The organism is Ruegeria sp. HKCCA4633 (genome assembly GCF_013034605.1).
GTDB lineage: Bacteria > Pseudomonadota > Alphaproteobacteria > Rhodobacterales > Rhodobacteraceae > Ruegeria.
Genome location: NZ_WQGJ01000009.1, coordinates 39,629 through 64,372 on the forward strand (window position 1 = coordinate 39,629; position 24,744 = coordinate 64,372).

A 24,744-nucleotide genomic window follows, 5' to 3' on the forward strand; every position below is an offset into this window, starting at 1 on the left:
TCACCCCGTCAGCAAGCGCGCACCGATTTCCTTGATGAATTTTGCGGCCACCATTGCGGTCATACCGTAAGGGTCGCGATGCGGATTGAGCTCGACAATGTCTGCCCCGACCAACTGACCTTCGAACCGGTGGATCAGGTCGATGACCTCGCGCGTGCTCAGCCCTCCGGGTTCGTGATGCGAGACACCAGGGGCAAAAGCAGGATCCAGCGCATCCAGATCCAGTGACAAATAGACAGGGCCATCAAAGGAAATCTGCAGGTCGGGGCTCCAGTTTCGCATGTCGATCACCTCGACCCCGAATTTATCAGCCTGTTCGCGCTGATGGGCGTTCATGGTGCGGATGCCGACCTGCACCAATCGGTTGATCGGGCAATTCTCCATCACCCGCGCAAAGGGACAGCCATGGCCCAGTGGGCCGATGTCTTGCTGGTCGTACAGATCAGGATGGCTGTCGATATGCAGGATGTTCAACCCTTGGTAACGATCCGCATGGGCTTTGATCAGCGGATAGGCTACGGAATGATCCCCGCCCAGAGACAACAGGCGCGCGCCAGTTGCGATCCGCTTGGCTGCTTCGGCTTCGATCCGGTCAATCGGTTCCTGTCCGCGCATTTCGAACACGTCAAGATCTCCGGCATCGCAAAATCGCATGCTTGCACCCAGATCAGTGCCATCCTCAGCAGTCAGGTTGGCGGCGCCGGAATGCAGCGCCTCGCGGATGCGTCCGGGGGCAAAGGCCGGGCCTTGCAGGAACGAGGAATGCAGATCCAGAGGCACCCCCATCAGGGCTACATCCCCAGGCTTCAGATCGTACTGCATCAAGATCCTCCAAATCGTTTAGACACGATCTGGCCGGGCAAAAGGTACTAGGTCAAGGGGTTAGCGGCGCAGGTAAGTCTGCCAGATCCAGATCACCAGCAACGCACCAAGGATCGCCCCGACAAAGCCAGACATCCAGCCCATTACCGTCGCCAAAAACCGCAGCAGAAGCCCGCCGATCAGAGCCCCAATAATGCCGATCAACATGGTTGTCGGGATATCCGCCTCGATCCGCATCAGTCGGGTGGCCAGAAATCCGGCGGCAGCACCGATGACGATCAGGGCGACAATGGGCATCTCATTTCCTCCAGTGGGTCGGCACAATGATCAGGGCACCAACGGATGAGATCACCGCATCCAGACCCGGAGGACCAAAGCTGATGCCGAACATGATGCGCAAGAAATAGAACAAAAATGCCCCGCCTACACAGATGATGATCGATTGCAAATAGCCGTTATGGGTAAAACCGGTCTGTTCGGACAGGTAGCCCACGATCCCCGCAATCACGACGGTGCCCATCAACACCATGAACATATGGCTCTACTCCGAAGATAACCGAGCGCCAGTTGGTATTGCCCAGCCCCGCAGAAACGTTTCCCTATCCTGCGCGCCTTTGCCTGCCCTTTGCAAGCGCAGCAGTTCAACGGCCCCCTGCCCACAAGCCACATGCAGATCCTGGTTCAGAACCTCACCCGGTGCGCCATGCCCCTCTGCAAGGCGCGACGCCAGCAGCTTGATGCGTTCACCATCCATTTCGGTCCAAGCCCCGGGAAAAGGCGAAAGGCCCCGGATTTTCCGGTCAACCTCGACCGACGGGCGGCTCCAGTCGATGCGCGCCTCAGACTTGTCGATCTTAGCGGCATAGGTCACACCGCTCTCAGGTTGCGGGTCGGGCACCAGGTCCGGCAGCTTGGCAAGTGCGTCGACGATCAACACGGCCCCAAGGATCGAAAGCCGGTCATGCAGTTGCGCGGTGGTTTCTTCGGATTCAATTTCAGTTGCCTGCCGCAGCAAAACCGGACCAGTGTCCAGACCAGCCTCCATCTGCATGATGCAAATCCCGGTCTCGGCATCGCCGGACATGATCGCCCGATGAATCGGCGCAGCCCCGCGCCAACGCGGCAGCAGGCTGGCGTGGATGTTCAGGCACCCATGCTTGGGCGCATCCAGAACGGTTTGCGGTAGGATCAGGCCGTAAGCCACCACAACGGCCACATCCGCGTTCAGCGCGGCAAAGGCGTCTTGCTCCTCGGCTGATTTCAGCGAAACGGGATGGCGCACGAGCAAGCCCAGAGCCTCGGCCCGGGCGTGAACGGGCGTTGGGCGGTCTTTCTTGCCGCGACCAGCGGGGCGCGGAGGCTGACAATAGACAGCAGCAATTTCGTGCCCGGCCTCGACCAGCGCATCCAGCACCGGAACTGAGAAATCCGGGGTTCCCATGAAGATAACGCGCATCTTTACCCCTGCTTTTTGGCTTTGCGCAGCAGTATGTCGCGTTTGACCTTGCTGAGACGGTCGAAAAACATCTTCCCGTTCAGGTGATCGATCTGATGCTGCACGCTGGTAGCGTCGATCCCGACAAAGTCACGACGGTCCACCATACCCTGTTCGTTCAGGAACTTTACGGTCACTGCACGCGGGCGTTTGATCTTGGCCGAAACGCCGGGCAAGTTCGGGCTGGCCTCTTCATGTTCGCGAAGTTCGATCGAGCTGTGCAGGATTTCCGGGTTCGCCAGACACACGGCCTTGCCACGTTCTGCTGAAGCATCAACCACGGCCAGACGCAGCATCACACCGATCTGTGGCGCGGCCAGACCAACACCGGGCATCGCTTCCATCGTGTCAATCATGTCATCCCACACGGCGCGAATTTCATCGGTGATTTCAGCCACCTCATCCGCTTTGGTGCGCAGACGTTTGTCCGGCCAGGGCAAGCAGGTGCGCACGGTCATGAGCGCGCTTTCTCGCGTTTCAGCTTTTGCATCTTGCGCGTGATCATTTGTCGTTTCAGCGGTTTGAGATAGTCGATGAAGAGCTTGCCGTTCAGATGGTCAATCTCATGCTGCACGCAGGTGGCCCAAAGCCCATCAAAGGTTTCCTGCTGCAGATTGCCGTTTTGATCCATCCAGGTGACATCCACCACCTTAGGGCGGGTCACTTCGGCGTATTGATCGGGGATCGACAGGCAACCTTCCTCATAGACATTGGTTTCATCCGATGATGCGATGACCTCGGGGTTGAACATGATCAGGGGGCGCGGGGTTTCACCTTCTTCTTTGACACAATCCAGAACAATCAACCGATCCAGCACACCGATCTGCGGCGCGGCCAGGCCGATGCCGGGCGCGTCATACATGGTTTCCAGCATGTCATCAGCCAGTTTGCGCAGCTCGTCCGTTAGGTCGCCCACGGGCGCGCAGACCTTCTTCAGGCGGGGATCGGGATGGATCAGGATATTGCGTTTCATGAGGCTGATTTAGGCCATCCCGCCTCGCGCCGCAACGCCCCCCTTGCACCTGCCTGATTTGCGGTTAGCTTTCGTCCAACAGAACGGAGCAGACATGACTTTCAACGACCTGATCGATCGCCGGGGCACCAACAGTTCCAAATGGGATAAGATGGAGATGCTCTATGGTGTCTCACCCGAGGATGGGCTGGCCATGTGGACGGCCGATTCCGACTACCAAACAGCGCCTTGCGTGATCGACGCTTTGCGTAAAGCCGCAGATCAAGGCGTTTTCGGGTATTCGTGGACGCACCCGGATTATCTCGCTTCGATCCAATGGTGGATGAAAAGCCGTCATGACTGGGAAATCGACACGGATTGGATCCTGACGACCCAAGGTCTGGGCAATGCAATCGCGCTGTCGCTGGATGTTTGGACCGAGCCGGGCGATGGCATCGTGATCTTCACCCCGGTCTACCACGAGTTTGCCCATAAAGTGAACAAATCGGGCCGCCGTGTCGTGGAATGCCCGCTGGTGCGTGATGGCGACAGCTATGGGCTTGATTTGGACGACGCGCAGTCGCGGCTGGACGGGTCCGAAACGATGCTGCTGTGGTGTTCGCCGCAAAACCCATCGGGTCGGGTCTGGACGCCAGAGGAACTGTGCGCTGTGGCCGCGTTTGCCGAACGCAACGGCTTGATCCTGGTGTCCGATGAGATCCACCACGATCTGGTTTACCCCGGCACCAAATTTGTGCCGATGGATGTGGCAGCGCCTGATGCACGGCCTTGGACCGTGACCCTGACCGCGGCGTCAAAGACCTTCAACATCGCGGGTCAGCGCACTGGCAACATGATCATCCCCGACCCAAAACTACGCACAGCTATGAAGAACCGGCTTCAGGCGCTGGATTACGATCCCGGTGCATTGGGCGTGGAAATGATCACCGCCGCTTACAGCCCGGAAGGGGCCGAATGGGTGGATGCCCAGGTCGCACATCTGGAAGGCAACAAGCGTTTGTTTGATCAGACCATTGCCGGGATTCCGGGCCTGTGGTCGATGCCTTTGCAGGCAACTTATCTGGCCTGGGTCGATTTCTCGGGCACCGGTATGGATCACGACGAATTTGTCCGCCGCCTGCGTGAGGACGCAAAAATTGCAACCTCCTCAGGCCCCGGTTTCGGAACGGGTGGCGAGACGTTTGAGCGGTTCAACCTCGCCACCCAGCGCGCGCGGGTCGAAGAAGCCTGTACGCGGTTGAAACGGGCCTTCGGTGATTTGCAGTAAGACATGATTTGGCTGGGATTGATTTGCCTGGCCCTGTTGATCGTAGGTGCCAGCCAGCTTGGCTGGCACTTTTTGTGCCTCGCCGATCCGCGCCCGTGGTTACGCCCCGAACTTAACGTTTCGATCCTAACCTGATCGAGAAAACCGCCCGAAGACCGGACATGAGGCCAGATTGCATCGTCGAACGCCTGAATGGCCATCATTGGAGCCTGACTAAAACCGGTACAACGAAAGAAATCAGGCCTTAATCTTCGTGCCCCAACAAAGCAATCGGCGCGTCCGGCACGCGATAGAAATCCAGCGGAGCCCTGTCATGCGCCGCCGTGCTGCGTTTGAATTCATACCGCATCTCACCACCCTCATCTTCGTCCGCGACGATCAGACATTGGTAGAGATGGTTGGCCCCATCATAGATATCGACCAGACCGCGCAAACGCGGCGTAGTTTCAGCCTCAACTGTGAATCCATCCTTCCACAGTTTGAGGATTTTGTAGGTATTGTTGCCCATTTCCACCCTTAGACGGCTGGCTTTCTTCAGCGTGGCGATTCGGGCAGCGTCCAACTCGGCGCGTATTTCCTTTGAAACATAAGTACTCATTAATCCGTTCCCCCGTGAATGACTTCTATTGTGCGGGAAAGGTTGTAAAAATCCAGTGAAGGAGATCACGGAAATCGAAGCCGGTACAAATTGTTGCCCGGATATCCCAACCGCGACTGTGCGCTAACGCAGGGATTTTGCGCGGCCATTCGCATAGGAACGGGTCCTGCTTGGGCTTATCTTTGACGAAACGCTCTTGCGGAGGAAAAGGTATGGGCCTGCTGGTCGACGGAACATGGCACGACACTTGGTATGACACGAAATCGACAGGCGGCGCATTCAAACGCAGCGCGGCGCAATTTCGCAATTGGCTGACAGCCGACGGCAACGCGGGGCCGTCCGGCAAGGGCGGTTTCAAGGCGGAGGCCGGGCGCTATCACCTCTATGTCAGCTATGCCTGCCCATGGGCACATCGCACGCTGATCTTTCGCGAGCTGAAAGGGTTGAGCGATCTGATTTCAGTCTCTGTTGTGTACCCCGACATGTTGGGCAAGGGCTGGACTTTTGAAAAAGACGATCATGGCGCGACGGGCGATGACCTCTATGGGTTCAGCTACGCGCATCAGATCTACACCAAGGCTGACCCCTCCTATTCCGGGCGCGTGACGGTGCCGATCCTGTGGGACAAGCAGCAAGAGACCATTGTCTCGAATGAAAGCTCGGAAATTATCCGCATGTTCAATTCCGCCTTCAACGGGATCACGGGCAACACCGATGACTACTGGCCCGAGGCGATGCGGGACGAAATCGAAGAGGTCAACGCCCGCATCTATTCAGACGTGAACAACGGCGTCTACAAGTCCGGTTTCGCCACTTCACAAGAAGCATATGACGCCGCTGTGGGCCCGCTGTTCGAGACACTGGACTGGCTTGAAGAGCGCCTGTCCCGCAATCGGTATTTGATAGGGGGTCGGATCACCGAGGCTGACTGGCGACTGTTCACAACACTGATCCGTTTTGATCCGGTCTATCACTTGCATTTCAAGTGCAACAAGCGCCGTCTGATCGACTACCCCAACCTTTGGGCCTATACGCGTGAGTTGTATCAGTGGCCGGGTGTCGCGCCCACGGTGAACATGAACCATATCGTGCGCCACTATCACTTTAGCCACAACAGCATCAATCCACACCGGATCATCCCGACGAACCCTGTGCTGGACTATATGGAACCGCACCGACGCGATCAGCGCCCCGCTGCGTAATGTTCAACCATCGCCGCCAGGTCCTCTGGCGGTGTTTCGCTTTGCACATAGGCACAGGCATTCGGGCTGTGGGCAAAGATCGAACCGTCCGAGAAAAAGGTGGTGTTGGTGACAAAGATCACCCGCGCCTCGGGGCGGCGATAGCTTGCGAAATCGGCCACGGCTAATGCGCTGCCGGTTTCCAGAACCAGATCCAGCACGATGATTTCGAAATCCGTGCCGTAAAGCGCCAGAATGGCGGCCTCCTGCGTCTCGACCAGCGTGACCTCGGCGCCTTGCCGTTCCAGATGCCTTTTCCAGACCCGACCAAGGTCGGGGTTACTCTCAACAATCAGAACTTTCATTTGCAACAACCTCGGCACTTGATATGGTGAGTGGTGCCGACCCCCGTGATCCGTGATCTCGTTATTTCCTTAACAAAGTGTTAACAGCGCCCCCACAGCTCCGTGATCTAGCGGATTTGCTTGTAAAAGAGGCGAAAATCCGCTTGAAACGCGCCAAAACCGGTCATTTCCCGCAGAGAGAGCAGATGAGCACATTGGATCACGGTCTGGACCCACGCGCGGTGCGCGACCACGGCGGCGGGCTGGACAGAGCGATCATCAGATATGGCGGTCAACGTGGCGACTGGATTGATCTGTCGACCGGCATCAACCCACATCCCTATGAGATTACAGGACTGACCGCAGGGGATTGGACTGAGCTGCCGGATCATGGTGCTTTTGAACGACTTAGCAATGCCGCGCGCCGGTTCTGGAACGTGCCGGATGGGGTAGCGATCCTTCCCGCACCCGGGGCATCAGCCATTATCGCCCGAATCCCAGCCCTGGCTAAATCCGGCACGGTTCAAATCACGCCACCCACCTATAACGAACACGCGGCCGCCTTTACATCTCAGGGGTGGAGTGTTCAGGCAAACACGCCCGGAGACGCCCGAGTGATCGTGCACCCGAACAATCCCGACGGGCGTATCTGGCTGGAAAGCGATGTCTCTGCCCCGCTGACCGTAATTGATGAAAGCTTTTGCGACGTCACGCCCGACGCCTCTCTGATCCATCTGGCAGACCGCCCCGGCGTGATCGTGTTGAAGAGCTTTGGCAAGTTCTGGGGATTGGCCGGAATGCGACTTGGTTTTGCGATCGGGCGGCCAGATGTGATTGGCCAGCTGAATGCTCTGACTGGCCCCTGGTCGGTGTCAGGCCCTGCCCTGCGGGTCGGAACTCAGGCCCTGTCAGACACCGGCTGGGCGGACTCTATGCGTGCGCGGCTGGCAGATGAGGCATCTCGACTGGATACGCTGCTGACAACCAAAGGTGCCGAGGTCGTTGGCGGCACAAGCCTGTTCCGTCTTTATCAGGTTGATGATGCCGAGAAATGGCGGGATCGGCTTGCTAAGACCCATATCTGGAGCCGCATCTTTCCTTATTCGACCACCTACCTGCGCCTCGGGCTGCCGCCTACAAACGGGTGGGATCGGCTGGAGGCCGCGCTGTGAGCCTTGGCCTGATGCTGGTCTGTGCCATGTGTCTGGACGCAGCGCTGGGAGAGCCCGACTGGCTATGGTCGCGCGTCAAACACCCGGCAGTGATGATCGGAAATTTGATTGCCTGGCTGGATAATCGCTTAAACCACGGGGCATCACGACGATTGAAAGGTGCGGGCGTGCTTGCCGTACTGGTCGGCGGTGCATGTGGACTTGGATGGGCAATGTCCATGCTGGGGCCTGTGGCCGAGATCCTGCTTTGCACGATCCTGCTGGCACAGAAATCGCTGGTTGAACATGTGCGAGCAGTGGGCGACGGTCTGCTGACCTCAGTGGACGAGGGGCGGGCACAGGTGGCCATGATCGTCTCACGCGATACGCGGGACATGACCGAGGCGCAGGTGGCGCGTTCGGCCATCGAAAGCGCGGCGGAAAACCTCAGCGACGGGGTCATTGCGCCTGCTTTCTGGTTTCTTGTCGCAGGGTTGCCGGGGTTACTGATTTACAAGGCCGTGAATACCGCCGACAGCATGATCGGTTATCGCAATGAAAAGTACAGCGAGTTTGGATGGGCCTCGGCCCGGTTCGATGACCTGCTAAACCTGATCCCTGCCCGCCTGACCTGTGTGCTGATCGTGGCGCTCTCGGGGCAGCGGTCGCGCTGGCGCGAAATTGTGGGGGATGCGCGCCGCCATATCTCGCCCAATGCAGGCTGGCCCGAGGCCGCGATGGCTCGCGCGCTGAACGTCGCCCTGGCAGGGCCACGCAGCTACGATGGAAAGCTGCGGGACCTGGCCTGGGTCAATGGCGACGCGCCGCGCGAGATCGGGGCGGCGGAGGTTTTCCGCGCATGTCACATGTTGTGGAGCGTTTGGGGGCTTGCGCTTGGGCTCGTGTCGGTGTGGGTTGGGGTCAATCTGATTTTCTGACGGGTCTCTTCATGCGTTTACTCTCTGGGCTGATTGCAGCCGCGTTGTTTGCCTCTCCTGCCTTTGCCCAATGTGGGGGTGGGTTCAATTCCTTTGTCAAAGGGCTGAAGACCGAAGCGGTACAACAAGGCTTTGACAAATCCACCGTGAACGCGTTTTTCAAAGGGGTGCAGCAAGACAATGCCGTACTCAGGGCCGACAGGGCGCAAGGGGTGTTTCAGAAACCGTTCATCGAGTTTTCGCGCCGTCTGATTTCAGCCAACCGGATAGAGCGCGGGCAGGCCATGTCGCGCAAATATGATGCGGTCTTTGATCGGATCGAGCGTGAATACGGCATCTCTCGCGGCGTGCTGCTGGCATTCTGGGCGTTCGAGACCGACTATGGGTCATTCCAGGGCGACTTCAACACCCGCAACGCGCTGGTGACTTTGGCGCATGATTGTCGCCGGCCAGAACTCTTCCGCCCACAAATCTTCGCCGCCATCGAACTGTATCAGAACGGCGATTTCGACCCGGCCCGAACAACAGGCGCATGGGCCGGAGAGATTGGAATGGTCCAGATGCTGCCGCGCGACATTTTGGAAAACGGCGTCGACGGTGATGGCGACGGGCATGTCCGCCTGAAAACCTCTGCCGCTGATGCGCTGATGTCCGGGGGCAAAATGCTGTCGCATCTGGGCTGGCGCGCAGGCGAGCCTTGGCTGCAAGAGGTCACGGTGCCCGCACAGATGGACTGGTCCCTGTCCGGCCCCGGCAAACCGCGTTCGGTGGCCGACTGGCAAGCCATGGGCGTGCAGGCGCGCAGCGGGTCGTTGGCCAACTTGCCTGCCTCGCTGATCCTGCCGCAAGGGCGCAATGGTCCGGCCTTTTTGGCCTACCCGAATTTCGACGTCTATTTCGAATGGAATCAGAGCTTTGTCTACGTTCTGACCGCGGCTTATTTTGGTACACGACTGGAAGGGGCACAAATCTATGATGCGGGCAACCCGGCGCAAGGTTTGAATGGCGCGCAAATGAAGCAATTGCAAACCAAACTGCAAGCCAAAGGGTATGACGTGGGCAAGATCGACGGGATTCTTGGGGCCGGCACACGTGCCGCGGTGCAGGCTGAACAGGCCCGCTTGGGCCTGCCTGCAGATGCCTGGCCAACGGTCGACTTGCTGAACCGGCTTTGACTTGGCACGCCGCGTTTAACTGTCGTCGAACACAGGGCGCGGCGCACCGTTGTCGTCCAAAGCGACGAATACGAACTCGGCTTCCGTAACCTTTTTTCCATTCTGCGATTGCCTCGGGCGTGCCCAGACATCCACGTGAACACGAATGGATGTGCGCCCGACATGCGTCAGCGCCGCATACAGTGTCACTTCGTCCCCAACTTTGACCGGTTGCAAGAATTGCATGGCCTCAACGGAAACGGTCGCGGCGCGTCCTTGCGCCACACGCGCCGCCATATTACCCGCCGCCAGATCCATTTGTGACATCAGCCACCCGCCAAAAATATCACCAGCCGGGTTGGTATCCGCGGGCATTGCAATCGTTCGAATGACCAGAACACCTTCGTCCTGCTGACGACCATGTGAGCCGCGTTGCTTTCCTAAAGCGAGCCGGTCGTCGGTGTCTTCTGCCACAGGTTCAATCCCTTCCTAAGCCATAGACTGGCATGGTCCTCCGTTCAGTCTGGCAAGGTTTCCTACCAAAATGAAGAGAGCACCAGCTTTGCGCTCAGGTCGAGCGCCTCAATTTCGAAAAGCATTAATCAGACCGGACGGGATAGCGATCTCCTTTCTGATCAATCAGAATCAGCCGTTCACCGCTTCGTACATAAAGATCACACCGGCTGAATCCGTTTCGATAGGCGATACAAACGCTGCCGTCCTTGGAGATGGAATAGGTGCCGAAAGCCGAGTCTCCGCTGGCATAGGTATAGGAATAAGCCCCACCAGCCGAGAATTTGGCCTGACCATCATCGTAGAAGGTGATCGTTTGGCCTGCCAAAGCGTCAAGCTCTGCTGATGTCAGAGGAGTGTCCCCGGACTTTAAAGGCCAGTCTGCAGCATAAGCAAAGCTTGCTACGAACAGGGCGGGGATCAGAAATCGTGTCATGCGCCCAAGCTAGCGCGATCCGAACGCAAACGTTGTAAACTTGCAGTGAACGGTCACGCGACCATCTGTTCGGCCTTTTTCAGATCAACCGAGACCAGCTGGCTCACGCCTTGTTCCTGCATCGTGACGCCGAACAATCGGTCCATCCGTGCCATTGTCACTGCGTGGTGGGTGATGATCAGAAAGCGTGTGTCGGTTTGGCGGCACATCTCGTCCAGCAAGTCGCAAAAGCGCGTGACGTTGGCGTCGTCCAGCGGCGCGTCGACCTCGTCCAACACACAGATCGGTGCGGGATTGGCGAGGAAGACACCAAAAATCAGCGCGGTCGCAGTAAGGGTTTGTTCCCCGCCCGACAACAGGCTGAGGGTCGACAGTTTCTTGCCCGGCGGCTGGCACATGATCTCAAGCCCCGCATCGAGCGGATCGTCGCTTTCAACCATGACCAAGTTGGCCTCGCCACCCCCAAACAGGTGCTTGAAAAGCATCGCGAAGTTCGAGTTCACCTGTTCAAACGCGGTCAGCAGACGTTCGCGCCCTTCGCGGTTGAGGCTTGCGATACCGCTGCGCAGGGCCTTGATCGCCTCTTCCAAATCGGCCTTTTCGCTGCTGAGCGTGTCGAACTCTTCCTGAACTTCTTTGCTGTCTTCTTCCGCCCGCAGGTTCACCGCACCCATGGCGTCGCGTTGACGCTTGTGGCGGTTCACCTCAGATTCCAGAACATCCGCCGCAGGCATCTGGTCGGGGTTCACATCCAACTGGTTCAGCAACTGGTTCGGGGTCAGTTGTTGATCCTCAGCGATCCGTTCTGCCGCAGCGACCACACTTTCCTTTGCCGCATCACAGCGCGCCTCAGCCGCCGCGCGGCTTTCGCGCGCTTCCGACGCCAGGCGTTCCGCTTCACGTTCTGCCAGAACAACCTCACGCTGCTGGGCCTCAGCCTCGGCCAGCTTGTCCGCAGCCTCTGCCCGGCGCGCTTCGGCAGCTTCGATCAATTCGTTCAGCTCTTCCCGCGCTTCGGCGATTTCTGCCGGTGCGGCCATGGCCTCGGTCAGTTCCTCTTCCGAACTTTCCTTGCGCTCAGCCAATTCCGAAATCCGCTTTTCAGCGGTTTCCAATCGGTGCCGCCACCCGCTGAGATCCTTAGTGACCTCTTGCGAGCGGCGGGTGCGTGCGTCCCCCTCACGACGCAGCTCATCATGGGTCGAACGGTGGGTCAGCATCGTGATCCGCGCCGCCTCGACAGTTTGTTTGATGTCTTCGACCTCGGCACGTGCACTGTCGAGATCGCCCAAGCCATTCAATGCGCCCTCGGCTTCGCGCAGTTGCGCGCGGGCCGCCATAGCGTCTTCCTTGTGGCGATCTACGGCAAGGGTCAAAGTCTCCAGCTTGCCCTGCGCCAGATTACGATCCGCTTCGGCGCGGCTGAGCAAGCGCGCAGTTTCGGCCATGCGCTGATCCGCAGCACGGCGGGCTTCTCGCGCACGGCGGTCGGCCTCAGTCACATCCGCCAATTGCCGCGACAGCGCCTCATGCGCGGCGCGCGCACCTTCTGCCTGCGCCTCGGTGCGGGCAAGTTCCTGTTTCAACGCTTCCAGCTTGTTGAGCTGCTCTAACCGTAGCGCTGCCGCGCTTGGGGCATCCTCGGCCCACGCCCGGAACCCATCCCAACGCCACAGGTCGCCTGAGCGGGATACAAGCCGCTGCCCCGGTTTCAAAGACGCCTGCAAGCGTGCGCCTTGATCAGCATCTATAACACCGATCTGCGCAATCCGACGGCTGAGACGATCCGGGCCGGAGACGTGCAGCGCCAGCGGTTCAACCCCATCCGGCAAAGGCTGATCCCCGTCATAGCCCGCCACCTGCACCCAGCCAGAGGGGCCATCGCCGTCGACCAGCGGCGCGCGCAGATCATCGGCCAACGCGGCGCCCAGAGCCTTTTCAAAGCCCGGCTCGACGCGCAACAAATCCAGCACTTGACCACCTTCAGCGGTGTCGCGTTCCACCAGCTTGGCCAGCGCCGTGGTTTCGGCCCGGATCGCACCAAGCTCACCTTCGGCCTCAGAACGCTGTGCGCGCGCTTCGGCCTCGCGGGCTTGCGTTTCGTTGCGCAGCTCATCTGCAGCAGCCAGAGCCTCTTCTGCGGCTTCCGCTGCTTCTCGGGCTTCCTCTTCGCCCTCAAGGGCTGCTTCGAACGCTTCGCTGGCGCGGGTCAGGGCTGTCTTGGCCTCATCCACAGCCTGTCGTGCCTTTTCCTCTTCGCCCTCAGACCGGGCCAATGTCTTGCGACTGTCTTCTACCAATCGCTGTGCCGATTGATGCCGTGCAACAAGGCGAGCCATATCTTCGGTCTGTTGCGACAGGTGGTCTTCACGGTCCTGCAGAATCGAGGCTGCTTCGCGTGCGATTTCTGCCGCTTCGGCCACTTTCTCGTCATGACCCTCGGCTGCTTTCGCCAGCTCGCGCGCTTCCCATTCCAGGCGCTCGATCATCTGGCCCGCGTCGCGGTTCAGACCGGTTTCTCGTTCAATATCATTGCCAAGCTGCTGGATACGGTTGGTCAGTGTCTCAATGGTTTGCCGCGCGCGGGTTTCCTGATCCGCAAGCTGATCGCGCTGCACCTGCTGGCGTTGCAAGACAGCCGCAGCAATGGCCTCTTCTTCCCGCAAAGGCGGCAAAGTTTCCTCGATTTCAGCCCGTTTTGCAGCAGCGGCGCGCGCCTCAGCTTCGGCACGAGAGGCGACGGCGATACGTTCACGCAGCTTATCTTCAGCCTGCTGGCGGGCCATATCGGCCTCTTTCCAGCGCCGATAGAGCAGCATCCCTTCGGCCTGACGCAGTTGCTCGCCAATCTCGCGGTATCGTGCAGCTTGGCGGGCCTGGCGCGCCAGTTGAGCCAATTGCCCACCAAGCTGCTCCAGAACGTCATCGACGCGGGTCAGGTTCGCCTCGGTGCCCTTCAGCTTCAATTCGGCTTCGTGACGACGCTGATACAGACCCGAGATCCCAGCAGCTTCTTCCAGAATGCGGCGGCGCGCGCGGGGTTTGGCGTTGATCAATTCGGCGATGCGGTTCTGCCCGACCAGCGCAGGCGAATGCGCCCCGGTCGAGGCATCGGCGAACAGCATCTGTACATCGCGCGCGCGCACATCCTTGCCGTTGGTTTTGTAAGCGCTGCCAACATCGCGGGTGATGCGCCGCACGATCTCCAACTGATCGCTGTCGTTGAACCCGGATGGCGCGAGGCGTTCCGAGTTGTCCATGGTCAGGACAACCTCGGCAAAATTGCGCGCGGGCCGCGTGGCTGCACCGGCAAAAATCACATCCTCCATCGCACCGCCACGCATGGATTTGGGGCGATTCTCGCCCATCACCCATCGCAAAGCTTCCAGAAGGTTGGACTTGCCGCAGCCATTTGGCCCCACCACACCTGTCAACCCGTCCGCGATGATCAGATCGGTCGGATCAACAAAGCTTTTGAAGCCGGTCAGTTTGAGCTTGCTGAAACGCAATGGCAGCGTGTCCCATGATTCCTATGAGTTGAAAGTCTGCGCAAGGGATAGGGTCCGAGTCAACGGAGTTGCGCAGGATATGGGATATCATTTTGAGTTATCCACAATATCTTGCCGGAATACCCGAAAATACGCGTATATCAATATGGTGTGCACTCAAAGACCTGATAGCCGTAGTCATCCCCAACGTTTTCGTAGATGCCATAGTCGATGCATTCATAATTGGGCGTAGAAACAGCGGTCAGCAGCAACCGCTCGCCAGCGTCTCGATCGCAGCCCAAAACACCAACCGTTACCGCCGCATCGCCCAGCACATCCAGAATCGGACAACCCGAAACCTGAGCCATCGCAAGGGCAGCCCGGTCTCGGACCGGACCCAGCCGGGGTGCGTATTGCGCGTTGACCCGAACCGCTTCGGCCAGCTCACCGCGCACGCGCACGTCGAATACGCTGCCATTCACCGCCACGCGCGTGGCAGGCACGTCACGAAAATGAGGGGTTCCGGCCGCGCAGGCAGCCAACAGCAGAGGGGCAAGACACCGGATCATGCCGCAGAGTTGCAGGATTTTGGTTAACAGAACCTTTCCGCGCCTCAGGTCCGGAGAACTTCTCCCAACCGGCGAATACCCTCGCGGATTGATGCCTCATCAGAATTTGAAAAGCTAAGTCGAATGGTATTGGCGCCGCTGCCATCCGGGTAGAATGCCTGTCCCGGCACAAAGGCCACTTTCACCGTGTCCAACGCACGCGCCAGCAATTCAGACCCACTAGCCTCAGCAGGCAGCGTGACCCAAATGAACATACCGCCCTCGGGCCGGGTCCACTCAACCCCCTCGGGCATATGCTGTTCCAACGCGTCCAGCATCACATCGCGACGGGTTTGATAAACCGCACGCACTTGGGGAATATGGCTGTCAAAACACGCTTGCGCCACGTCATGAACGGCCATTTGGTTTATGGTCGCCGAATGCAGGTCCGCCGCCTGCTTCAACAAAACCAACTGAGATATGATCGGCTTGGGCGCCACGACCCAGCCCATGCGCAGCCCCGGCGACAGGGTTTTTGAGAAACTGCCGCAATAGATTGTCCTACAGTTTTCGATAGACCCTTTCCGAGCCAGCTCCAAAGACAGGATCGGTGGGATCGGATCCCCGTCATAGCGCAACGCCTGATAGGCCCCGTCTTCGATTATGGCGCAATCCAACTCTTCTGCCAGATCCAACAAAACCTCCCTGCCTTGCAGATCCAGAGTTTCGCCGGTTGGGTTGGCAAAATCTGCCGACAGGTAAGCGAATTTCACCGCCCCATCCCCGGCTGCTGCCTTGTATTCCGCGGCCCCGCTGTTGCCGTTCAACCGATCAAACCGGGGTTCATACGCATTGAACGCAGCAAGCGCGCCCAGATAGGTGGGCCATCCAACCAGGGCCGTGTCACCGGGGGACAGAAACAACTTGCCCAGGTAGTCCAGCGCCTGCTGCGACCCTGACGTGATCAGGATGTTGTCGATGTCACACGTCACTCCAATCTCGCGCATATGCTGCCCCAGCCATTCGCGCAGCGGGACATAACCTTCGCTGACCGAATATTGCAGTGCCTGGGCTTGTGTCTCTGGTCCCAGCGCCGCTTGAAACGCCTGCGCAAACGCGTTGGCTGGGAACAACGCTGGATCCGGAATGCCGCCCGCAAACGAAATGATCCCTGGTTGGTCGAGCAGTTTCAACAGCTCTCGGATTTCTGATGCCTTCATCCGGGAAGCCCGGGTGGCAAACAATGTGTTTTGGGACATGAGGCTCCTCCGATCTCAATTCCGGGCAGCCTACGGCGGTCTATTTTAAAGTCAATAATGCTGACCTTTTATTTCAAGCGATTTGAACGGGCATCCTTGAACGCGTCATGCGCTCGTGGTCAAATGACTTGACCAAATCAGGAACTCTGATGCCCTTTCACAAAGTCGAAACCGAAAAACTCTCGCTTGCTGTTGTTCGCCAGATCGAGCTTTTGATCTTGCGTGGCATCCTGCGCCCCGGCGAGCGTTTGCCCCCGGAACGCGATCTGGCCGAGCGGATGGGCGTGTCACGCCCGTCCCTGCGCGATGCGATTTCCGAGCTTCAGGCGCAGGGATTGCTGACCGCCAAAGCCGGGTCCGGTATATATGTGGCCGATGTTCTCGGATCGGCTTTTGCTCCGGCCCTGATCCGATTGTTTGGCAGCCATGACGAAGCGGTCTTTGACTATCTGTCCTTTCGCCGCGACATGGAAGGGTTGGCAGCTGAAAGGGCCGCACGGCAAGGCTCTGACAGCGACCTGAAAGTGGTTCAGGCGGTCTTTGACAAGATGCAGGCGGCCCATGACCGGAACGCAGCGGATGATGAGGCGCGATTGGATGCCGAATTCCACATGGCCATCATCGAAGCCAGCCACAATGTCATCATGCTTCACATGATGCGTTCGATGTACGATCTGTTGGTACAAGGCGTGTTTTATAACCGTCAGACGATGTTCCAACAGCGGGCCACGCGCGAGGCGATTTTGGACCAGCACCGGGCCATAAACGAAGCGTTACAAACGCGAAATCCTTCGGCTGCTCGCACCGCGATCGAACAGCATCTGGATTTTGTGGAGCGTTGCATGGCGGATCAAAGAAAGTCCGACCAGAACGAAGCCATTGCGCAGCAGAGATTGCAACACGAGGCCGGGCGGGAGTGAACGCTACCCCTAGTAGACGGCCGAACGACAAATAGCTGAATTACGCGGCCCCGGTTGCAACGGGGATCAGATGTTGCGGTAAAGGTTTTCCGCTGCTTTCTCCCAAATGATGATCGGGGGCCAGTGTTGTCAAAGCCGGATCGATGAACAACCTGGCACCACGGTCGCGTAACTGTTTATGCAGCATCACATGTTCGCACACCTGATGACCTTTCTCGTCCCGACAAGAATACCGCAAACCTCTCAAGGCTCGGGTTTTGTACAACCCAGCACCACCAAAGGCACTGTCGACCGGGATCAGCGGCGTTTCGGCTGGAATATGGAACTGCCGGTCAAAAACCGCCGACTTCAGCAAAGCCTTGCGCCACTTTAGACGTCCAAACAGCGGTCTGCGCGTGTTTTGAATGCGTTGCCAGACGTCTTCGTCACACCAGCCGGGGCAGCGCAAGGCGTAGATGTCGTAATATGCAGGTTTGGAATTGGCAAAGACACCCTCCCACAAAGGGACAACCCTCTGCGCAGCTGTCAGAACCGCCTGAACATCAAGACAGACATTTGGACCATCCAAGTCCAGAACCAGAGTCAGATCCAGGTCGCTGTCTTTCTCTTCCAGCCTTTTGAGAACAGCATTTCTGGCCATAGTGATACGCTCAATCCGGTCAGGTTGTTTAGAAATCAAACCATCCAGTTGAAGAATTTCGACACGCTGATTCCGATCCGCGTATTCGGACAATACCCGGTCCGTATCGTCCGTGTTGTCGTTGGTCGCAATGGTGACCGAGTAGCGGTGCAGTTGAACAGACAGGCTTTCAATCCTGTTGATCGTGTCAATCAGCGCTGAGCCGCCATTTCTGACCACGCCTAAAATATTCATCGAAACTGCGTCGCCCGACACGTCCTGTCTTTCCCTGTTTTTTCACGCTTGCTGCGGAGCTTTCCTGTCGACCAGTTCCCCAACGGTCGGCAGGATTCGGAGTGTCCTTCAAAACAAGCAGAACTCACCACAAAACAAAAGACCCGAAAGCGAAACGCTCTCGGGTCAACTGTTTCATTTTTCTGTCAGGTCAACCGTCAGTGCAGTTTGGTGCCAACGTCTGCAATCGACGCATCGATCAATTTGTTGGCCTGTGCAGCAGTCATTTGCTTGGCCAGAACCGAACCCGCCGCAGCCACTGCGACCGAAACGGCTTGATCACGCACTTCTTTCACAGCAGACGCTTCAGCCGAAGCAATCTGATCCTGAGCTGCAGCCAGACGGCGTTCAATCGACTTTTCAAGGTCAACCTTCGCCTGTTCCGCTGCCAGAGCCGCGTCTTCCTTGGCCGCTGCAACGATCGCATCAGCCTGTCCCTGAACTTCACGCTGCTTGCGCTCGTAAGAAGCCAGCAAGCTACGTGCTTCTTCATGCAGAGCGCGTGCTTCGTCCAGTTCGGACTTGATGCCTTCGGCACGGTTGTCCAGCGCCCCACCGATCATGCCGGGGACCTTGAAGTAGAACAGGACCGCAATGAAGACGATAAAGCCCAGAAGGACGACAAAGTCTGTGTTGCCAAGCGAGAAGAACGGGCCCTTGGCCGCAAAGGCCGGGCTGGCCGCACCAAATGTCAGGATAAGGGCAAGAGTGTTCCGCATGTCACTTATCCTTTCGTCTGCGCATCTACGGCACCGGCAATGGCATCCGCATCCGCTTCGCCGCCCAGCGCTGTGACCAGTTCAGCCGCCGTGTCCTTGGCAACCACTTGAATGCTTTCCAGCGCACCGGCACGGATTTCAGCAATTGCCTTTTCCGATTCAGCCGCTTTTGCAGCGATTTCCGCGTCCGCCTTTGCAATCGCGTCATCCAGACCAGCCTGAATTTCGGCGCGGGCTTCCGCTGCGATACGCTGTGCCTCAGAACGGGCATCGGCCAGCGCTTTGTTGTAGGCCTCTTCAGCCTCGACCGCCTTGGCCTTCAGATCTTCGGCCGCAGCCAGGTCGTTGGTAATGGTCCCCTGACGTTCAGCCAGGATTGCCGCGATGCGGGGCAGAGCCACGCGGGACAGGACCAGAAAGATGACGACCAGCGTAATGACCAGCCAGAAAATCTGGTTGGGGAACCAATCGAAGCAGAGCTGCGGCATGCCAATGGCAGAGCCATAGGAGTCAACGCACGAGCCAGCTACTTCTTTCGTAATGGGTTCAGTCGCCATGATGTCCTCCGTCGGAACGTTGTCTTTACAACAGGTGGGCCGCTATGGCTTGGACCCACCTGCGCGTAAGGATCAGGTTCCGCAGATCAGACGGCGAACATCAGCAGCAGCGAGACCAGGAATGCGAAGATGCCCAGCGCTTCTGCGAATGCGATACCGATGAAGAGGGTTGCGGTCTGCGAAGCAGCCGCCGAAGGGTTGCGCAGGGCGCCGGCCAGGAAGTTGCCTGCAACGTTGCCCACCCCGATTGCGGCTGCGCCGGAACCGATTGCTGCCAGGCCTGCGCCGATGTGTGCGAGATCGCCTTCCATGATGTGTCTCCTTACGAATTGGAAGTTTCGATGTTTGGGTATCGGACCTTTAGTGCGAAGGATGCAGCGCATCTTTCAGATAAACACAGGTCAGAATGGTGAATACGTAGGCCTGGATGAAGGCCACGAGGACCTCAAGACCGTACATTGCGGTGATCGCCAGAACGGACACAGGCGAGATCACGGCAACTGCGGCAAAGCCCGCAAAAACCTTGATAACCGCGTGGCCTGCCATGACGTTACCGGCAAGACGAATAGAGTGGCTGACAGGGCGCACGAAGTACGAGATCAGCTCGATGATTGCCAGGATCGGACGCAACGCCAGCGGTGCGCTGGACACCCAGAACAGACCCAGAAACGCGGCGCCGTTCTTTACGAAGCCCAGGATGGTCACAGTCAGGAACACGGCCAGCGCCAGCGGGATGGTGACGGCGAAATGAGATGTGGTGGTGAACGACGTCGGGATCAGGCCCAGGAAGTTCGCGCAGACGATGAACATGAAAAGGGTCATGACATAGGGGAAGAACTTAACGCCTTCCTTGCCGCAGATGTCTTCCAGCATCTTGTATACGAAGCCATAGGTCAGCTCTGCGACAGACTGCATCCGCGTCGGCACAATCGCGCGTTTGGACGTGGGCAGAACCAGCAATGCGACAACCGCCAGGATGGCAAAGAACAGCCACAGGGTCACGTTGGTCACAGTGAACATGCCGACCGCACCGTCGCCGAACAACGGTTTCACGATGAACTGATCCATCGGGTGGAAAACCAGGCTGCTGCCTTCTGCTGCGGTGGTCTCAGTTGCCACGTTCAGTCCCTCTCATCCTTCTCGGCAGCCGTCGCCGCCATTTGTTTCTCTTGAACCTCTTTCGCGCTGCGGAGCATAACCTTCACGCCCGCGACAAGGCCCAGCAATGTAAACAGCACCAGAAAAGTCGGGATAGTCCCGAGCAGGCTGTCCAGCCCGTATCCGATGCCAAATCCGATCCCCAGACCGGATACCATTTCGATGACCATCCTCCAGGCAAGTTCGCCACCGGATATGTCACTGTCTGCACGGGGGGCCGGTTCCTTAGCCTTTTTCGCCGCTTCGATCTTAGCCTCCAGCTGCGCCATACGCTGCTTTTGGTCGTCTTCGGTCACGGACGGTTTCCTCGCGCTGTCTTGAGGCATGGTGCTAAGGCGCGAATGGCCCAGAGTCAACGCTGTCGTGAGACCGAAATGACGCAGGTTAAATACCTGTTAAATAACACTTTTATTAGATGCAGATCATTGTGAAAGAGTACCCTGAAACTGGAAGAAGCTTGAAATGTGCTGAATCCGCATATTCAACCAACGAGTTGATTATTCCTGCAACACAGCTTGGCCGCGCAGTTTTGCGCTTTGATCCAGCAACCACGTTCGGAACGCCTGTACCGTTCTGCCGTGCACCGTAGCTGACCCCGAAACCAGCCGGAAACTTCCCTCACGGAATCCGATGGGAAGGCACCGGATCAAACGACCCGCCTGCAGATCGGTCAGCACGCATTACTCGGGTCCAAGATAAACGCCCAACCCACTCAGTGCCGCCGTCAGCGACAGATCCGTCCCCATCCGCCAGCGCACGTAAAGCTTCCAAGCGCAGATCAACACCGGGGTTGGCCGCGTAAAAGCCCGACAGCCGGGGGATGAGCGTGCGTTTTCCCAGCGACAGCTATCAACACCCAATGCTGTAACGCCCTTTTCGCCCTTGCTCCAAACGGTTATGACAGGGCAATGACCGACACGCTCGACACTGTTTTCGCGGCCCTTGCCGACCCAACCCGCCGCGCCATCCTGGCAATGCTGCTTGAGGACGATATGGCCGTTACGGATGTGGCCGAACCCTTCGAGATGTCATTGGCCGCGATTTCAAAGCACCTGGTCATCCTGACCAAAGCCGGATTGATTTCCCAGGAAAAGCGTGGGCGGGTGAAATGGTGCAAGCTGGAACCCGACGCCCTGCGCGCCGCATCGGTTTGGATGCAGGGTTTCGGACAATTCGAACCCGTCAATCTGGACGCGTTCGAACGATTTCTGGAAGTAGAGCTTCCGACACCAGACGAAGCCTAGCGCACGACAAAGACTGACATGCTGGCGTGTTTTGCAAGATAACCGGCGTGGCTTGAGAAGATATAGTCGGTGATCCGGGGGGCATGGGTCCCCACAATGATCAGGTCGGCGCCGATCTCTTCCGCAGCACGGGTCAGGTCGCTGTCCACTTCGGCGGCAACGTCAACCGAGTGTATCTTGCGCACGGCAACCTCGGCCCCGCCCTCGGCGGCCAGTTTTTCCGTAAAAGCGGCCAGTTCCTTGTCGATCTCAGCTTCGGTTTCCGTGGATTCCCCCAAATGGGCGCCGGTAACACTGACCAAAGTGATTTTGGCCCCCTGCCATTTCGCCACCTGCGCGGCAATATCGGCAGCTTTGCGAACCTCGGGCGGTAGATGCCGATCGATCGGCAGCATGATGTGGTTGAACATAACTTCCTCCTCTCACGTGCTTTAAAGTGTATTGAAGAGGTTTTTCACGGGCTTTGATCTGGCTCAACAAATTCTACCTTTGGAATACATCAAAGAGCCGAGGCGTCTGCAAGCAAAGCTCCGGTTAATCAGCGGCCGTTCCCGCGGGCACCGCAGGCGGCGTTTCTTCCTTAAGTAGCATCAACAACGCAATGACGGTCAGCGCAACGCCACCCAAAATCAAACCGGTGGGCACAGCCTTTCCCAGCGCTATCTCCCACAAGATCACCCAACTGGGCACCAGATAGGTGTAAGCCATCACCTTGGCCGAGGGCAGTCGGAGCGATGAAAACTGCACCAGCACAAAACTGGCCGCCGTCGCGAAGAGCGAAATATAGATCAGTCCGATCCAGACGATGGCCGGAAGAGCCGCCCAGTTGGTCGTCATCAGGTCGGACCACCCGAACACGATCAGCAACAAGCACCCGGCAACTTGTGTCCAGAAAGTGAACACTACTGCGGGCTCTCCGCGATTCAGTTTGCGGATCATGGGTGTATAGATTGCGTGAGATACACAACCCCAAAAGTAGATGATCTCACCACGTCCGATTTCGAAGGCGCGGAACATTTGCCAGTCGGCTCGAAAGATTACCCAAAGCGCGCCCACCGCACCAATGGTCAAAGCCAATGCCATGCGCGGGGTGGTGATCTGACGCAATAAAACCCAACCCGCAAGGGCTGTAACAACGGGCGTCAGGGTGAACACCGCAGCGGCGCTGACCGGCGGGGCGGTTTGTAGCCCATAGAACATCAGCACGAAATAGGTCGAAAACAGCCCACCCAACACAAGGTAGCGCCAAGGCGCCTGTACAGCGCTGCGCGGCAGGCCTGTTGTGGCCAGTGCCGCAATACCAATCACTACAGCCGCAATCGCAAATCGCACCGCGTTCAAGGCGGACGGCGCAATTTCGTTGGCGATCATGGATCCCAACGAAAAACTGCCCGCAACAAGCGCCGAAAAGGTCAGCATGGCCAGATGGCCACGCGCCTGAGGGCTCATGGTTTCCAGCCTTTGGCTTCTTCTTTCAGATAACTCAGGAAGGCCTGTACCTTGGTGGTGCGGTGTAAATCCACGTGGGTCACAAGCCACAGGTTTCCGAACCATTCTGGAAGCGGATCCATCACCTCGACCAGATTGTCGTGGCGGGCCGCTTCCCAGCGCGCCATGAAACCTATGCCCGCCCCGGCCATGACAGCCTCGCGCATACAGAAATTATTGGTACAGCGGAAAGTGATGCGATCTGCCGGAACTGTTGCGCGCAGCCATCGGGTAAAAGGCGCGCGACTGCTTTCGTCGTCAGAACTGACGAAATGGTGTTTCCCGAAATCCTCTATACCCGACGGCGTGCCAAACCGTTCGATATACGCTGTGCTGGCATACAGGCCGACTTCTTCCTGTCGGAATGGCTGCACAACGTTGTCCGGCTGATCCGGGGCTGACCCTGCGCGGATCGCCACATGCGCCTCGCCGTATTCCAGACGGAAAAGCCGGTCGCCGGTCAAGTAGCGCACGATGAGATCCGGATGCATCTTTTGAAACGCGGTGAGTGTGGGCACCACCAAGGGTGCAAGTGAACCAAGCGATGTCACCACCAATTCACCTGAAACGTCGTCGCCCCGACCCTTCATGCGGCCAACTAGCTGGTTGAACTGATCCTCGGTGGCCTGTGCGACGCGCAACAGATCGTCGCCTGCCTCGGTCGGCGTGTATCCGCGTGCGTGACGCTGGAACAGTTTTACACCCAGCCGCGCCTCGATCGCATCAATGTGGCGGATCACGGTGGCGTGGTGAACCCCAAGAACCTCGGCTGCGCCGCTGACTGTCCCCATGCGCGCCACCTGATAGGCGGTTCTCACTTCGTCCCAATTATCCATGGCAATGCGTCACTGTGCAATTTCCAACAATAACTGTTGATGTATCCGAGTTTTGTTCACCAACGCAATAATCATATTGGGGACAGTACAAGATTTCCCTGACCCAAAGGACCTGAACAATGCCAAAAACAATCCTTCATATCGATTCCTCTGCACGCCGCGTTGACTCGACGACCCGCGATCTGTCCGACCGTGTGGTCAAGCAACTGGACGCGGAACGCATCATCCGTCGCGATCTGGCAACCCCTCTGCCCCTTTTGACCGAAGACTGGATCGCCGCGAACTTCACCCCTGCGGACCAGCGCGACGATGTACAGCGGGATCGGCTGGCCCTGTCCGATGAGCTGGTGGCCGAATTGCAGGACGCCGACACCATCGTAATTGGTTTGCCGATTTACAATTTTTCGGTTCCGGCCGCCTTCAAGGCATGGATTGACCTGGTTGCCCGCGCAGGCCTGACCTTTGCCTACACTGAAAACGGCCCAAAAGGCTTGTTGGAAGGAAAGCGCGCCATTCTGGCCATCGCGTCGGGTGGTGTGCCCGTCGGCTCCGAGGCGGACTTCGCCACCAACTACGCCCGCCATGTGCTGGGCTTTATCGGCATTCATGACGTGGACGTCATCGCAGCGGATCAGATGGCCGTGAATCCCGAAGCGGCGCTGGAAAGTGCGCATAAGGCAGTTTCAGACCTCGCGGCTTGATCTGCTCTGGTCAATGACCTTTTAAACCTTCAGTCTGCCAA

At 58.1% G+C, this 24,744-nt stretch carries 30 protein-coding genes; 8 read left to right on the top strand and 22 right to left on the bottom strand.

Annotated features, from left to right (window positions below):
- Genes speB through def (GOV85_RS18250) form a run of 6 tightly spaced genes read right to left on the bottom strand, consistent with a single transcriptional unit; the run spans nucleotide 1 to nucleotide 3,290 of the window.
- The gene (gene speB / locus GOV85_RS18225; RefSeq protein WP_171180804.1) at nucleotides 1-822 is read right to left on the bottom strand and encodes an agmatinase; all 822 of its coding nucleotides are present in this window, start codon (nucleotides 820-822) and stop codon (nucleotides 1-3) included.
- A gap of 60 nt (nucleotides 823-882) precedes the next feature.
- Nucleotides 883-1,119: a GlsB/YeaQ/YmgE family stress response membrane protein gene (locus tag GOV85_RS18230; protein ID WP_171180806.1), complete on the bottom strand. Its 237-nt coding sequence runs from the start codon at nucleotides 1,117-1,119 to the stop codon at nucleotides 883-885.
- 1 nt (nucleotide 1,120) lies between these two features.
- A complete protein-coding gene (locus GOV85_RS18235; RefSeq protein ID WP_171180808.1) occupies nucleotides 1,121-1,357 on the bottom strand; it encodes a hypothetical protein in 237 nt (78 codons plus the stop codon).
- A gap of 6 nt (nucleotides 1,358-1,363) precedes the next feature.
- Nucleotides 1,364-2,278 (bottom strand): methionyl-tRNA formyltransferase, encoded by a 915-nt coding sequence (fmt, locus tag GOV85_RS18240; RefSeq protein WP_171180810.1) that lies wholly within the window; start codon nucleotides 2,276-2,278, stop codon nucleotides 1,364-1,366.
- Nucleotides 2,279-2,280: 2 nt separating this feature from the next.
- The gene (gene def, locus GOV85_RS18245; RefSeq protein ID WP_171180812.1) at nucleotides 2,281-2,775 is read right to left on the bottom strand and encodes a peptide deformylase; all 495 of its coding nucleotides are present in this window, start codon (nucleotides 2,773-2,775) and stop codon (nucleotides 2,281-2,283) included.
- Nucleotides 2,772-3,290, bottom strand: a complete 519-nt coding sequence (def, locus tag GOV85_RS18250) for a peptide deformylase (protein ID WP_171096140.1) — start codon at nucleotides 3,288-3,290, stop codon at nucleotides 2,772-2,774. Before def (GOV85_RS18250) ends, def (GOV85_RS18245) begins: the two co-directional genes overlap by 4 nt.
- 94 nt (nucleotides 3,291-3,384) lie before the next feature.
- On the opposite strand from def (GOV85_RS18250), the gene GOV85_RS18255 reads away from it, so the two are divergent.
- Nucleotides 3,385-4,557, top strand: coding sequence for a MalY/PatB family protein (locus GOV85_RS18255; protein WP_171180814.1), 1,173 nt, complete (start codon nucleotides 3,385-3,387; stop codon nucleotides 4,555-4,557).
- Between the two features lie 244 nt (nucleotides 4,558-4,801).
- Here the strand turns inward: GOV85_RS18255 and GOV85_RS18260 are convergent, their stop codons facing one another.
- The gene (locus GOV85_RS18260) at nucleotides 4,802-5,155 is read right to left on the bottom strand and encodes a hypothetical protein (protein ID WP_171180816.1); all 354 of its coding nucleotides are present in this window, start codon (nucleotides 5,153-5,155) and stop codon (nucleotides 4,802-4,804) included.
- Between the two features lie 212 nt (nucleotides 5,156-5,367).
- On the opposite strand from GOV85_RS18260, the gene GOV85_RS18265 reads away from it, so the two are divergent.
- The gene (locus GOV85_RS18265) at nucleotides 5,368-6,357 is read left to right on the top strand and encodes a glutathione S-transferase family protein (protein WP_171180818.1); all 990 of its coding nucleotides are present in this window, start codon (nucleotides 5,368-5,370) and stop codon (nucleotides 6,355-6,357) included.
- Here the strand turns inward: GOV85_RS18265 and GOV85_RS18270 are convergent.
- Nucleotides 6,339-6,701, bottom strand: a complete 363-nt coding sequence (locus GOV85_RS18270) for a response regulator transcription factor (RefSeq protein ID WP_171180820.1) — start codon at nucleotides 6,699-6,701, stop codon at nucleotides 6,339-6,341. The two genes, GOV85_RS18265 and GOV85_RS18270, sit on opposite strands and share 19 nt — an antisense overlap.
- Before the next feature lie 185 nt (nucleotides 6,702-6,886).
- On the opposite strand from GOV85_RS18270, the gene GOV85_RS18275 reads away from it, so the two are divergent.
- Genes GOV85_RS18275 through GOV85_RS18285 form a run of 3 tightly spaced genes read left to right on the top strand, consistent with a single transcriptional unit; the run spans nucleotide 6,887 to nucleotide 9,944 of the window.
- Nucleotides 6,887-7,852, top strand: coding sequence for a threonine-phosphate decarboxylase (locus GOV85_RS18275; protein ID WP_171180980.1), 966 nt, complete (start codon nucleotides 6,887-6,889; stop codon nucleotides 7,850-7,852).
- Nucleotides 7,849-8,769, top strand: coding sequence for an adenosylcobinamide-phosphate synthase CbiB (gene cbiB / locus GOV85_RS18280; RefSeq protein ID WP_171180822.1), 921 nt, complete (start codon nucleotides 7,849-7,851; stop codon nucleotides 8,767-8,769). Before GOV85_RS18275 ends, cbiB begins: the two co-directional genes overlap by 4 nt.
- An 11-nt stretch (nucleotides 8,770-8,780) precedes the next feature.
- The gene (locus tag GOV85_RS18285) at nucleotides 8,781-9,944 is read left to right on the top strand and encodes a lytic murein transglycosylase (RefSeq protein WP_171180981.1); all 1,164 of its coding nucleotides are present in this window, start codon (nucleotides 8,781-8,783) and stop codon (nucleotides 9,942-9,944) included.
- 15 nt (nucleotides 9,945-9,959) lie between these two features.
- Here the strand turns inward: GOV85_RS18285 and GOV85_RS18290 are convergent, their stop codons facing one another.
- The 5 genes from GOV85_RS18290 to GOV85_RS18310 form a co-directional block, all read right to left on the bottom strand.
- On the bottom strand, nucleotides 9,960-10,298 hold the full coding sequence (locus tag GOV85_RS18290; RefSeq protein WP_171180982.1) for an acyl-CoA thioesterase: 339 nt from the start codon (nucleotides 10,296-10,298) through the stop codon (nucleotides 9,960-9,962).
- A gap of 223 nt (nucleotides 10,299-10,521) precedes the next feature.
- Nucleotides 10,522-10,872, bottom strand: a complete 351-nt coding sequence (locus GOV85_RS18295; protein ID WP_171180824.1) for a hypothetical protein — start codon at nucleotides 10,870-10,872, stop codon at nucleotides 10,522-10,524.
- Between the two features lie 53 nt (nucleotides 10,873-10,925).
- Complete coding sequence (locus GOV85_RS18300; RefSeq protein WP_171180826.1) at nucleotides 10,926-14,381, bottom strand: chromosome segregation SMC family protein; 3,456 nt, start codon at nucleotides 14,379-14,381, stop codon at nucleotides 10,926-10,928.
- 140 nt (nucleotides 14,382-14,521) lie between these two features.
- Nucleotides 14,522-14,929, bottom strand: coding sequence for a hypothetical protein (locus GOV85_RS18305; RefSeq protein ID WP_171180829.1), 408 nt, complete (start codon nucleotides 14,927-14,929; stop codon nucleotides 14,522-14,524).
- 44 nt (nucleotides 14,930-14,973) lie between these two features.
- Nucleotides 14,974-16,167 (bottom strand): PLP-dependent aminotransferase family protein, encoded by a 1,194-nt coding sequence (locus GOV85_RS18310; RefSeq protein ID WP_171180831.1) that lies wholly within the window; start codon nucleotides 16,165-16,167, stop codon nucleotides 14,974-14,976.
- Between the two features lie 149 nt (nucleotides 16,168-16,316).
- Between GOV85_RS18310 and GOV85_RS18315 the strand changes: the two genes are divergently transcribed.
- Nucleotides 16,317-17,087: a FadR/GntR family transcriptional regulator gene (locus tag GOV85_RS18315; protein ID WP_171180832.1), complete on the top strand. Its 771-nt coding sequence runs from the start codon at nucleotides 16,317-16,319 to the stop codon at nucleotides 17,085-17,087.
- Nucleotides 17,088-17,127: 40 nt separating this feature from the next.
- Here GOV85_RS18315 and GOV85_RS18320 read toward each other — a convergent pair whose 3' ends face one another.
- The 6 genes from GOV85_RS18320 to GOV85_RS18345 form a co-directional block, all read right to left on the bottom strand.
- Nucleotides 17,128-17,982 carry a hypothetical protein gene (locus GOV85_RS18320; protein ID WP_171236179.1) on the bottom strand — a complete coding sequence of 285 codons (855 nt, stop codon included), beginning with the start codon at nucleotides 17,980-17,982 and terminating at the stop codon, nucleotides 17,128-17,130.
- Between the two features lie 176 nt (nucleotides 17,983-18,158).
- Nucleotides 18,159-18,719, bottom strand: a complete 561-nt coding sequence (locus GOV85_RS18325) for a F0F1 ATP synthase subunit B (protein ID WP_171096173.1) — start codon at nucleotides 18,717-18,719, stop codon at nucleotides 18,159-18,161.
- Between the two features lie 5 nt (nucleotides 18,720-18,724).
- Complete coding sequence (locus GOV85_RS18330; RefSeq protein WP_171096175.1) at nucleotides 18,725-19,276, bottom strand: F0F1 ATP synthase subunit B'; 552 nt, start codon at nucleotides 19,274-19,276, stop codon at nucleotides 18,725-18,727.
- Between the two features lie 86 nt (nucleotides 19,277-19,362).
- Nucleotides 19,363-19,587 carry a F0F1 ATP synthase subunit C gene (locus GOV85_RS18335; RefSeq protein ID WP_005981269.1) on the bottom strand — a complete coding sequence of 75 codons (225 nt, stop codon included), beginning with the start codon at nucleotides 19,585-19,587 and terminating at the stop codon, nucleotides 19,363-19,365.
- Nucleotides 19,588-19,636: 49 nt separating this feature from the next.
- Complete coding sequence (locus GOV85_RS18340; protein WP_171180836.1) at nucleotides 19,637-20,395, bottom strand: F0F1 ATP synthase subunit A; 759 nt, start codon at nucleotides 20,393-20,395, stop codon at nucleotides 19,637-19,639.
- A 2-nt stretch (nucleotides 20,396-20,397) separates the two neighbouring features.
- On the bottom strand, nucleotides 20,398-20,730 hold the full coding sequence (locus GOV85_RS18345; protein ID WP_171180838.1) for an AtpZ/AtpI family protein: 333 nt from the start codon (nucleotides 20,728-20,730) through the stop codon (nucleotides 20,398-20,400).
- A gap of 612 nt (nucleotides 20,731-21,342) precedes the next feature.
- On the opposite strand from GOV85_RS18345, the gene GOV85_RS18350 reads away from it, so the two are divergent.
- The gene (locus GOV85_RS18350) at nucleotides 21,343-21,678 is read left to right on the top strand and encodes a metalloregulator ArsR/SmtB family transcription factor (protein WP_171180839.1); all 336 of its coding nucleotides are present in this window, start codon (nucleotides 21,343-21,345) and stop codon (nucleotides 21,676-21,678) included.
- Here the strand turns inward: GOV85_RS18350 and GOV85_RS18355 are convergent.
- The 3 genes from GOV85_RS18355 to GOV85_RS18365 form a co-directional block, all read right to left on the bottom strand.
- Complete coding sequence (locus GOV85_RS18355; protein ID WP_171180842.1) at nucleotides 21,675-22,088, bottom strand: universal stress protein; 414 nt, start codon at nucleotides 22,086-22,088, stop codon at nucleotides 21,675-21,677. The genes GOV85_RS18350 and GOV85_RS18355 overlap by 4 nt on opposite strands.
- Before the next feature lie 124 nt (nucleotides 22,089-22,212).
- The gene (locus GOV85_RS18360; RefSeq protein ID WP_171180844.1) at nucleotides 22,213-23,127 is read right to left on the bottom strand and encodes a DMT family transporter; all 915 of its coding nucleotides are present in this window, start codon (nucleotides 23,125-23,127) and stop codon (nucleotides 22,213-22,215) included.
- On the bottom strand, nucleotides 23,124-24,002 hold the full coding sequence (locus GOV85_RS18365; protein WP_171180846.1) for a LysR family transcriptional regulator: 879 nt from the start codon (nucleotides 24,000-24,002) through the stop codon (nucleotides 23,124-23,126). Before GOV85_RS18365 ends, GOV85_RS18360 begins: the two co-directional genes overlap by 4 nt.
- Before the next feature lie 119 nt (nucleotides 24,003-24,121).
- On the opposite strand from GOV85_RS18365, the gene GOV85_RS18370 reads away from it, so the two are divergent.
- A complete protein-coding gene (locus GOV85_RS18370; protein ID WP_171180848.1) occupies nucleotides 24,122-24,703 on the top strand; it encodes an FMN-dependent NADH-azoreductase in 582 nt (193 codons plus the stop codon).
- The last annotated feature ends 41 nt before the right edge of the window (nucleotides 24,704-24,744 follow it).

What these genes read in the sequence shown, in the direction of transcription:
- GOV85_RS18290 (WP_171180982.1), bottom strand. Translation starts at nt 10,298, where the DNA reads ATGCCCGCGGATACCAACCCGGCTGGTGATATTTTTGGCGGGTGGCTG.
- GOV85_RS18325 (WP_171096173.1), bottom strand. Translation starts at nt 18,719, where the DNA reads ATGCGGAACACTCTTGCCCTTATCCTGACATTTGGTGCGGCCAGCCCG.
- GOV85_RS18310 (WP_171180831.1), bottom strand. Translation starts at nt 16,167, where the DNA reads ATGTCCCAAAACACATTGTTTGCCACCCGGGCTTCCCGGATGAAGGCA.
- GOV85_RS18370 (WP_171180848.1), top strand. Translation starts at nt 24,122, where the DNA reads ATGCCAAAAACAATCCTTCATATCGATTCCTCTGCACGCCGCGTTGAC.
- GOV85_RS18255 (WP_171180814.1), top strand. Translation starts at nt 3,385, where the DNA reads ATGACTTTCAACGACCTGATCGATCGCCGGGGCACCAACAGTTCCAAA.
- GOV85_RS18275 (WP_171180980.1), top strand. Translation starts at nt 6,887, where the DNA reads ATGAGCACATTGGATCACGGTCTGGACCCACGCGCGGTGCGCGACCAC.
- GOV85_RS18270 (WP_171180820.1), bottom strand. Translation starts at nt 6,701, where the DNA reads ATGAAAGTTCTGATTGTTGAGAGTAACCCCGACCTTGGTCGGGTCTGG.
- GOV85_RS18335 (WP_005981269.1), bottom strand. Translation starts at nt 19,587, where the DNA reads ATGGAAGGCGATCTCGCACACATCGGCGCAGGCCTGGCAGCAATCGGT.
- GOV85_RS18305 (WP_171180829.1), bottom strand. Translation starts at nt 14,929, where the DNA reads ATGATCCGGTGTCTTGCCCCTCTGCTGTTGGCTGCCTGCGCGGCCGGA.
- speB (WP_171180804.1), bottom strand. Translation starts at nt 822, where the DNA reads ATGCAGTACGATCTGAAGCCTGGGGATGTAGCCCTGATGGGGGTGCCT.
- def (WP_171180812.1), bottom strand. Translation starts at nt 2,775, where the DNA reads ATGACCGTGCGCACCTGCTTGCCCTGGCCGGACAAACGTCTGCGCACC.
- GOV85_RS18235 (WP_171180808.1), bottom strand. Translation starts at nt 1,357, where the DNA reads ATGTTCATGGTGTTGATGGGCACCGTCGTGATTGCGGGGATCGTGGGC.
- GOV85_RS18265 (WP_171180818.1), top strand. Translation starts at nt 5,368, where the DNA reads ATGGGCCTGCTGGTCGACGGAACATGGCACGACACTTGGTATGACACG.
- GOV85_RS18315 (WP_171180832.1), top strand. Translation starts at nt 16,317, where the DNA reads ATGCCCTTTCACAAAGTCGAAACCGAAAAACTCTCGCTTGCTGTTGTT.
- GOV85_RS18295 (WP_171180824.1), bottom strand. Translation starts at nt 10,872, where the DNA reads ATGACACGATTTCTGATCCCCGCCCTGTTCGTAGCAAGCTTTGCTTAT.
- GOV85_RS18285 (WP_171180981.1), top strand. Translation starts at nt 8,781, where the DNA reads ATGCGTTTACTCTCTGGGCTGATTGCAGCCGCGTTGTTTGCCTCTCCT.
- GOV85_RS18360 (WP_171180844.1), bottom strand. Translation starts at nt 23,127, where the DNA reads ATGAGCCCTCAGGCGCGTGGCCATCTGGCCATGCTGACCTTTTCGGCG.
- GOV85_RS18355 (WP_171180842.1), bottom strand. Translation starts at nt 22,088, where the DNA reads ATGTTCAACCACATCATGCTGCCGATCGATCGGCATCTACCGCCCGAG.
- GOV85_RS18350 (WP_171180839.1), top strand. Translation starts at nt 21,343, where the DNA reads ATGACCGACACGCTCGACACTGTTTTCGCGGCCCTTGCCGACCCAACC.
- fmt (WP_171180810.1), bottom strand. Translation starts at nt 2,278, where the DNA reads ATGCGCGTTATCTTCATGGGAACCCCGGATTTCTCAGTTCCGGTGCTG.
- GOV85_RS18230 (WP_171180806.1), bottom strand. Translation starts at nt 1,119, where the DNA reads ATGCCCATTGTCGCCCTGATCGTCATCGGTGCTGCCGCCGGATTTCTG.
- GOV85_RS18330 (WP_171096175.1), bottom strand. Translation starts at nt 19,276, where the DNA reads ATGGCGACTGAACCCATTACGAAAGAAGTAGCTGGCTCGTGCGTTGAC.
- GOV85_RS18260 (WP_171180816.1), bottom strand. Translation starts at nt 5,155, where the DNA reads ATGAGTACTTATGTTTCAAAGGAAATACGCGCCGAGTTGGACGCTGCC.
- def (WP_171096140.1), bottom strand. Translation starts at nt 3,290, where the DNA reads ATGAAACGCAATATCCTGATCCATCCCGATCCCCGCCTGAAGAAGGTC.
- GOV85_RS18365 (WP_171180846.1), bottom strand. Translation starts at nt 24,002, where the DNA reads ATGGATAATTGGGACGAAGTGAGAACCGCCTATCAGGTGGCGCGCATG.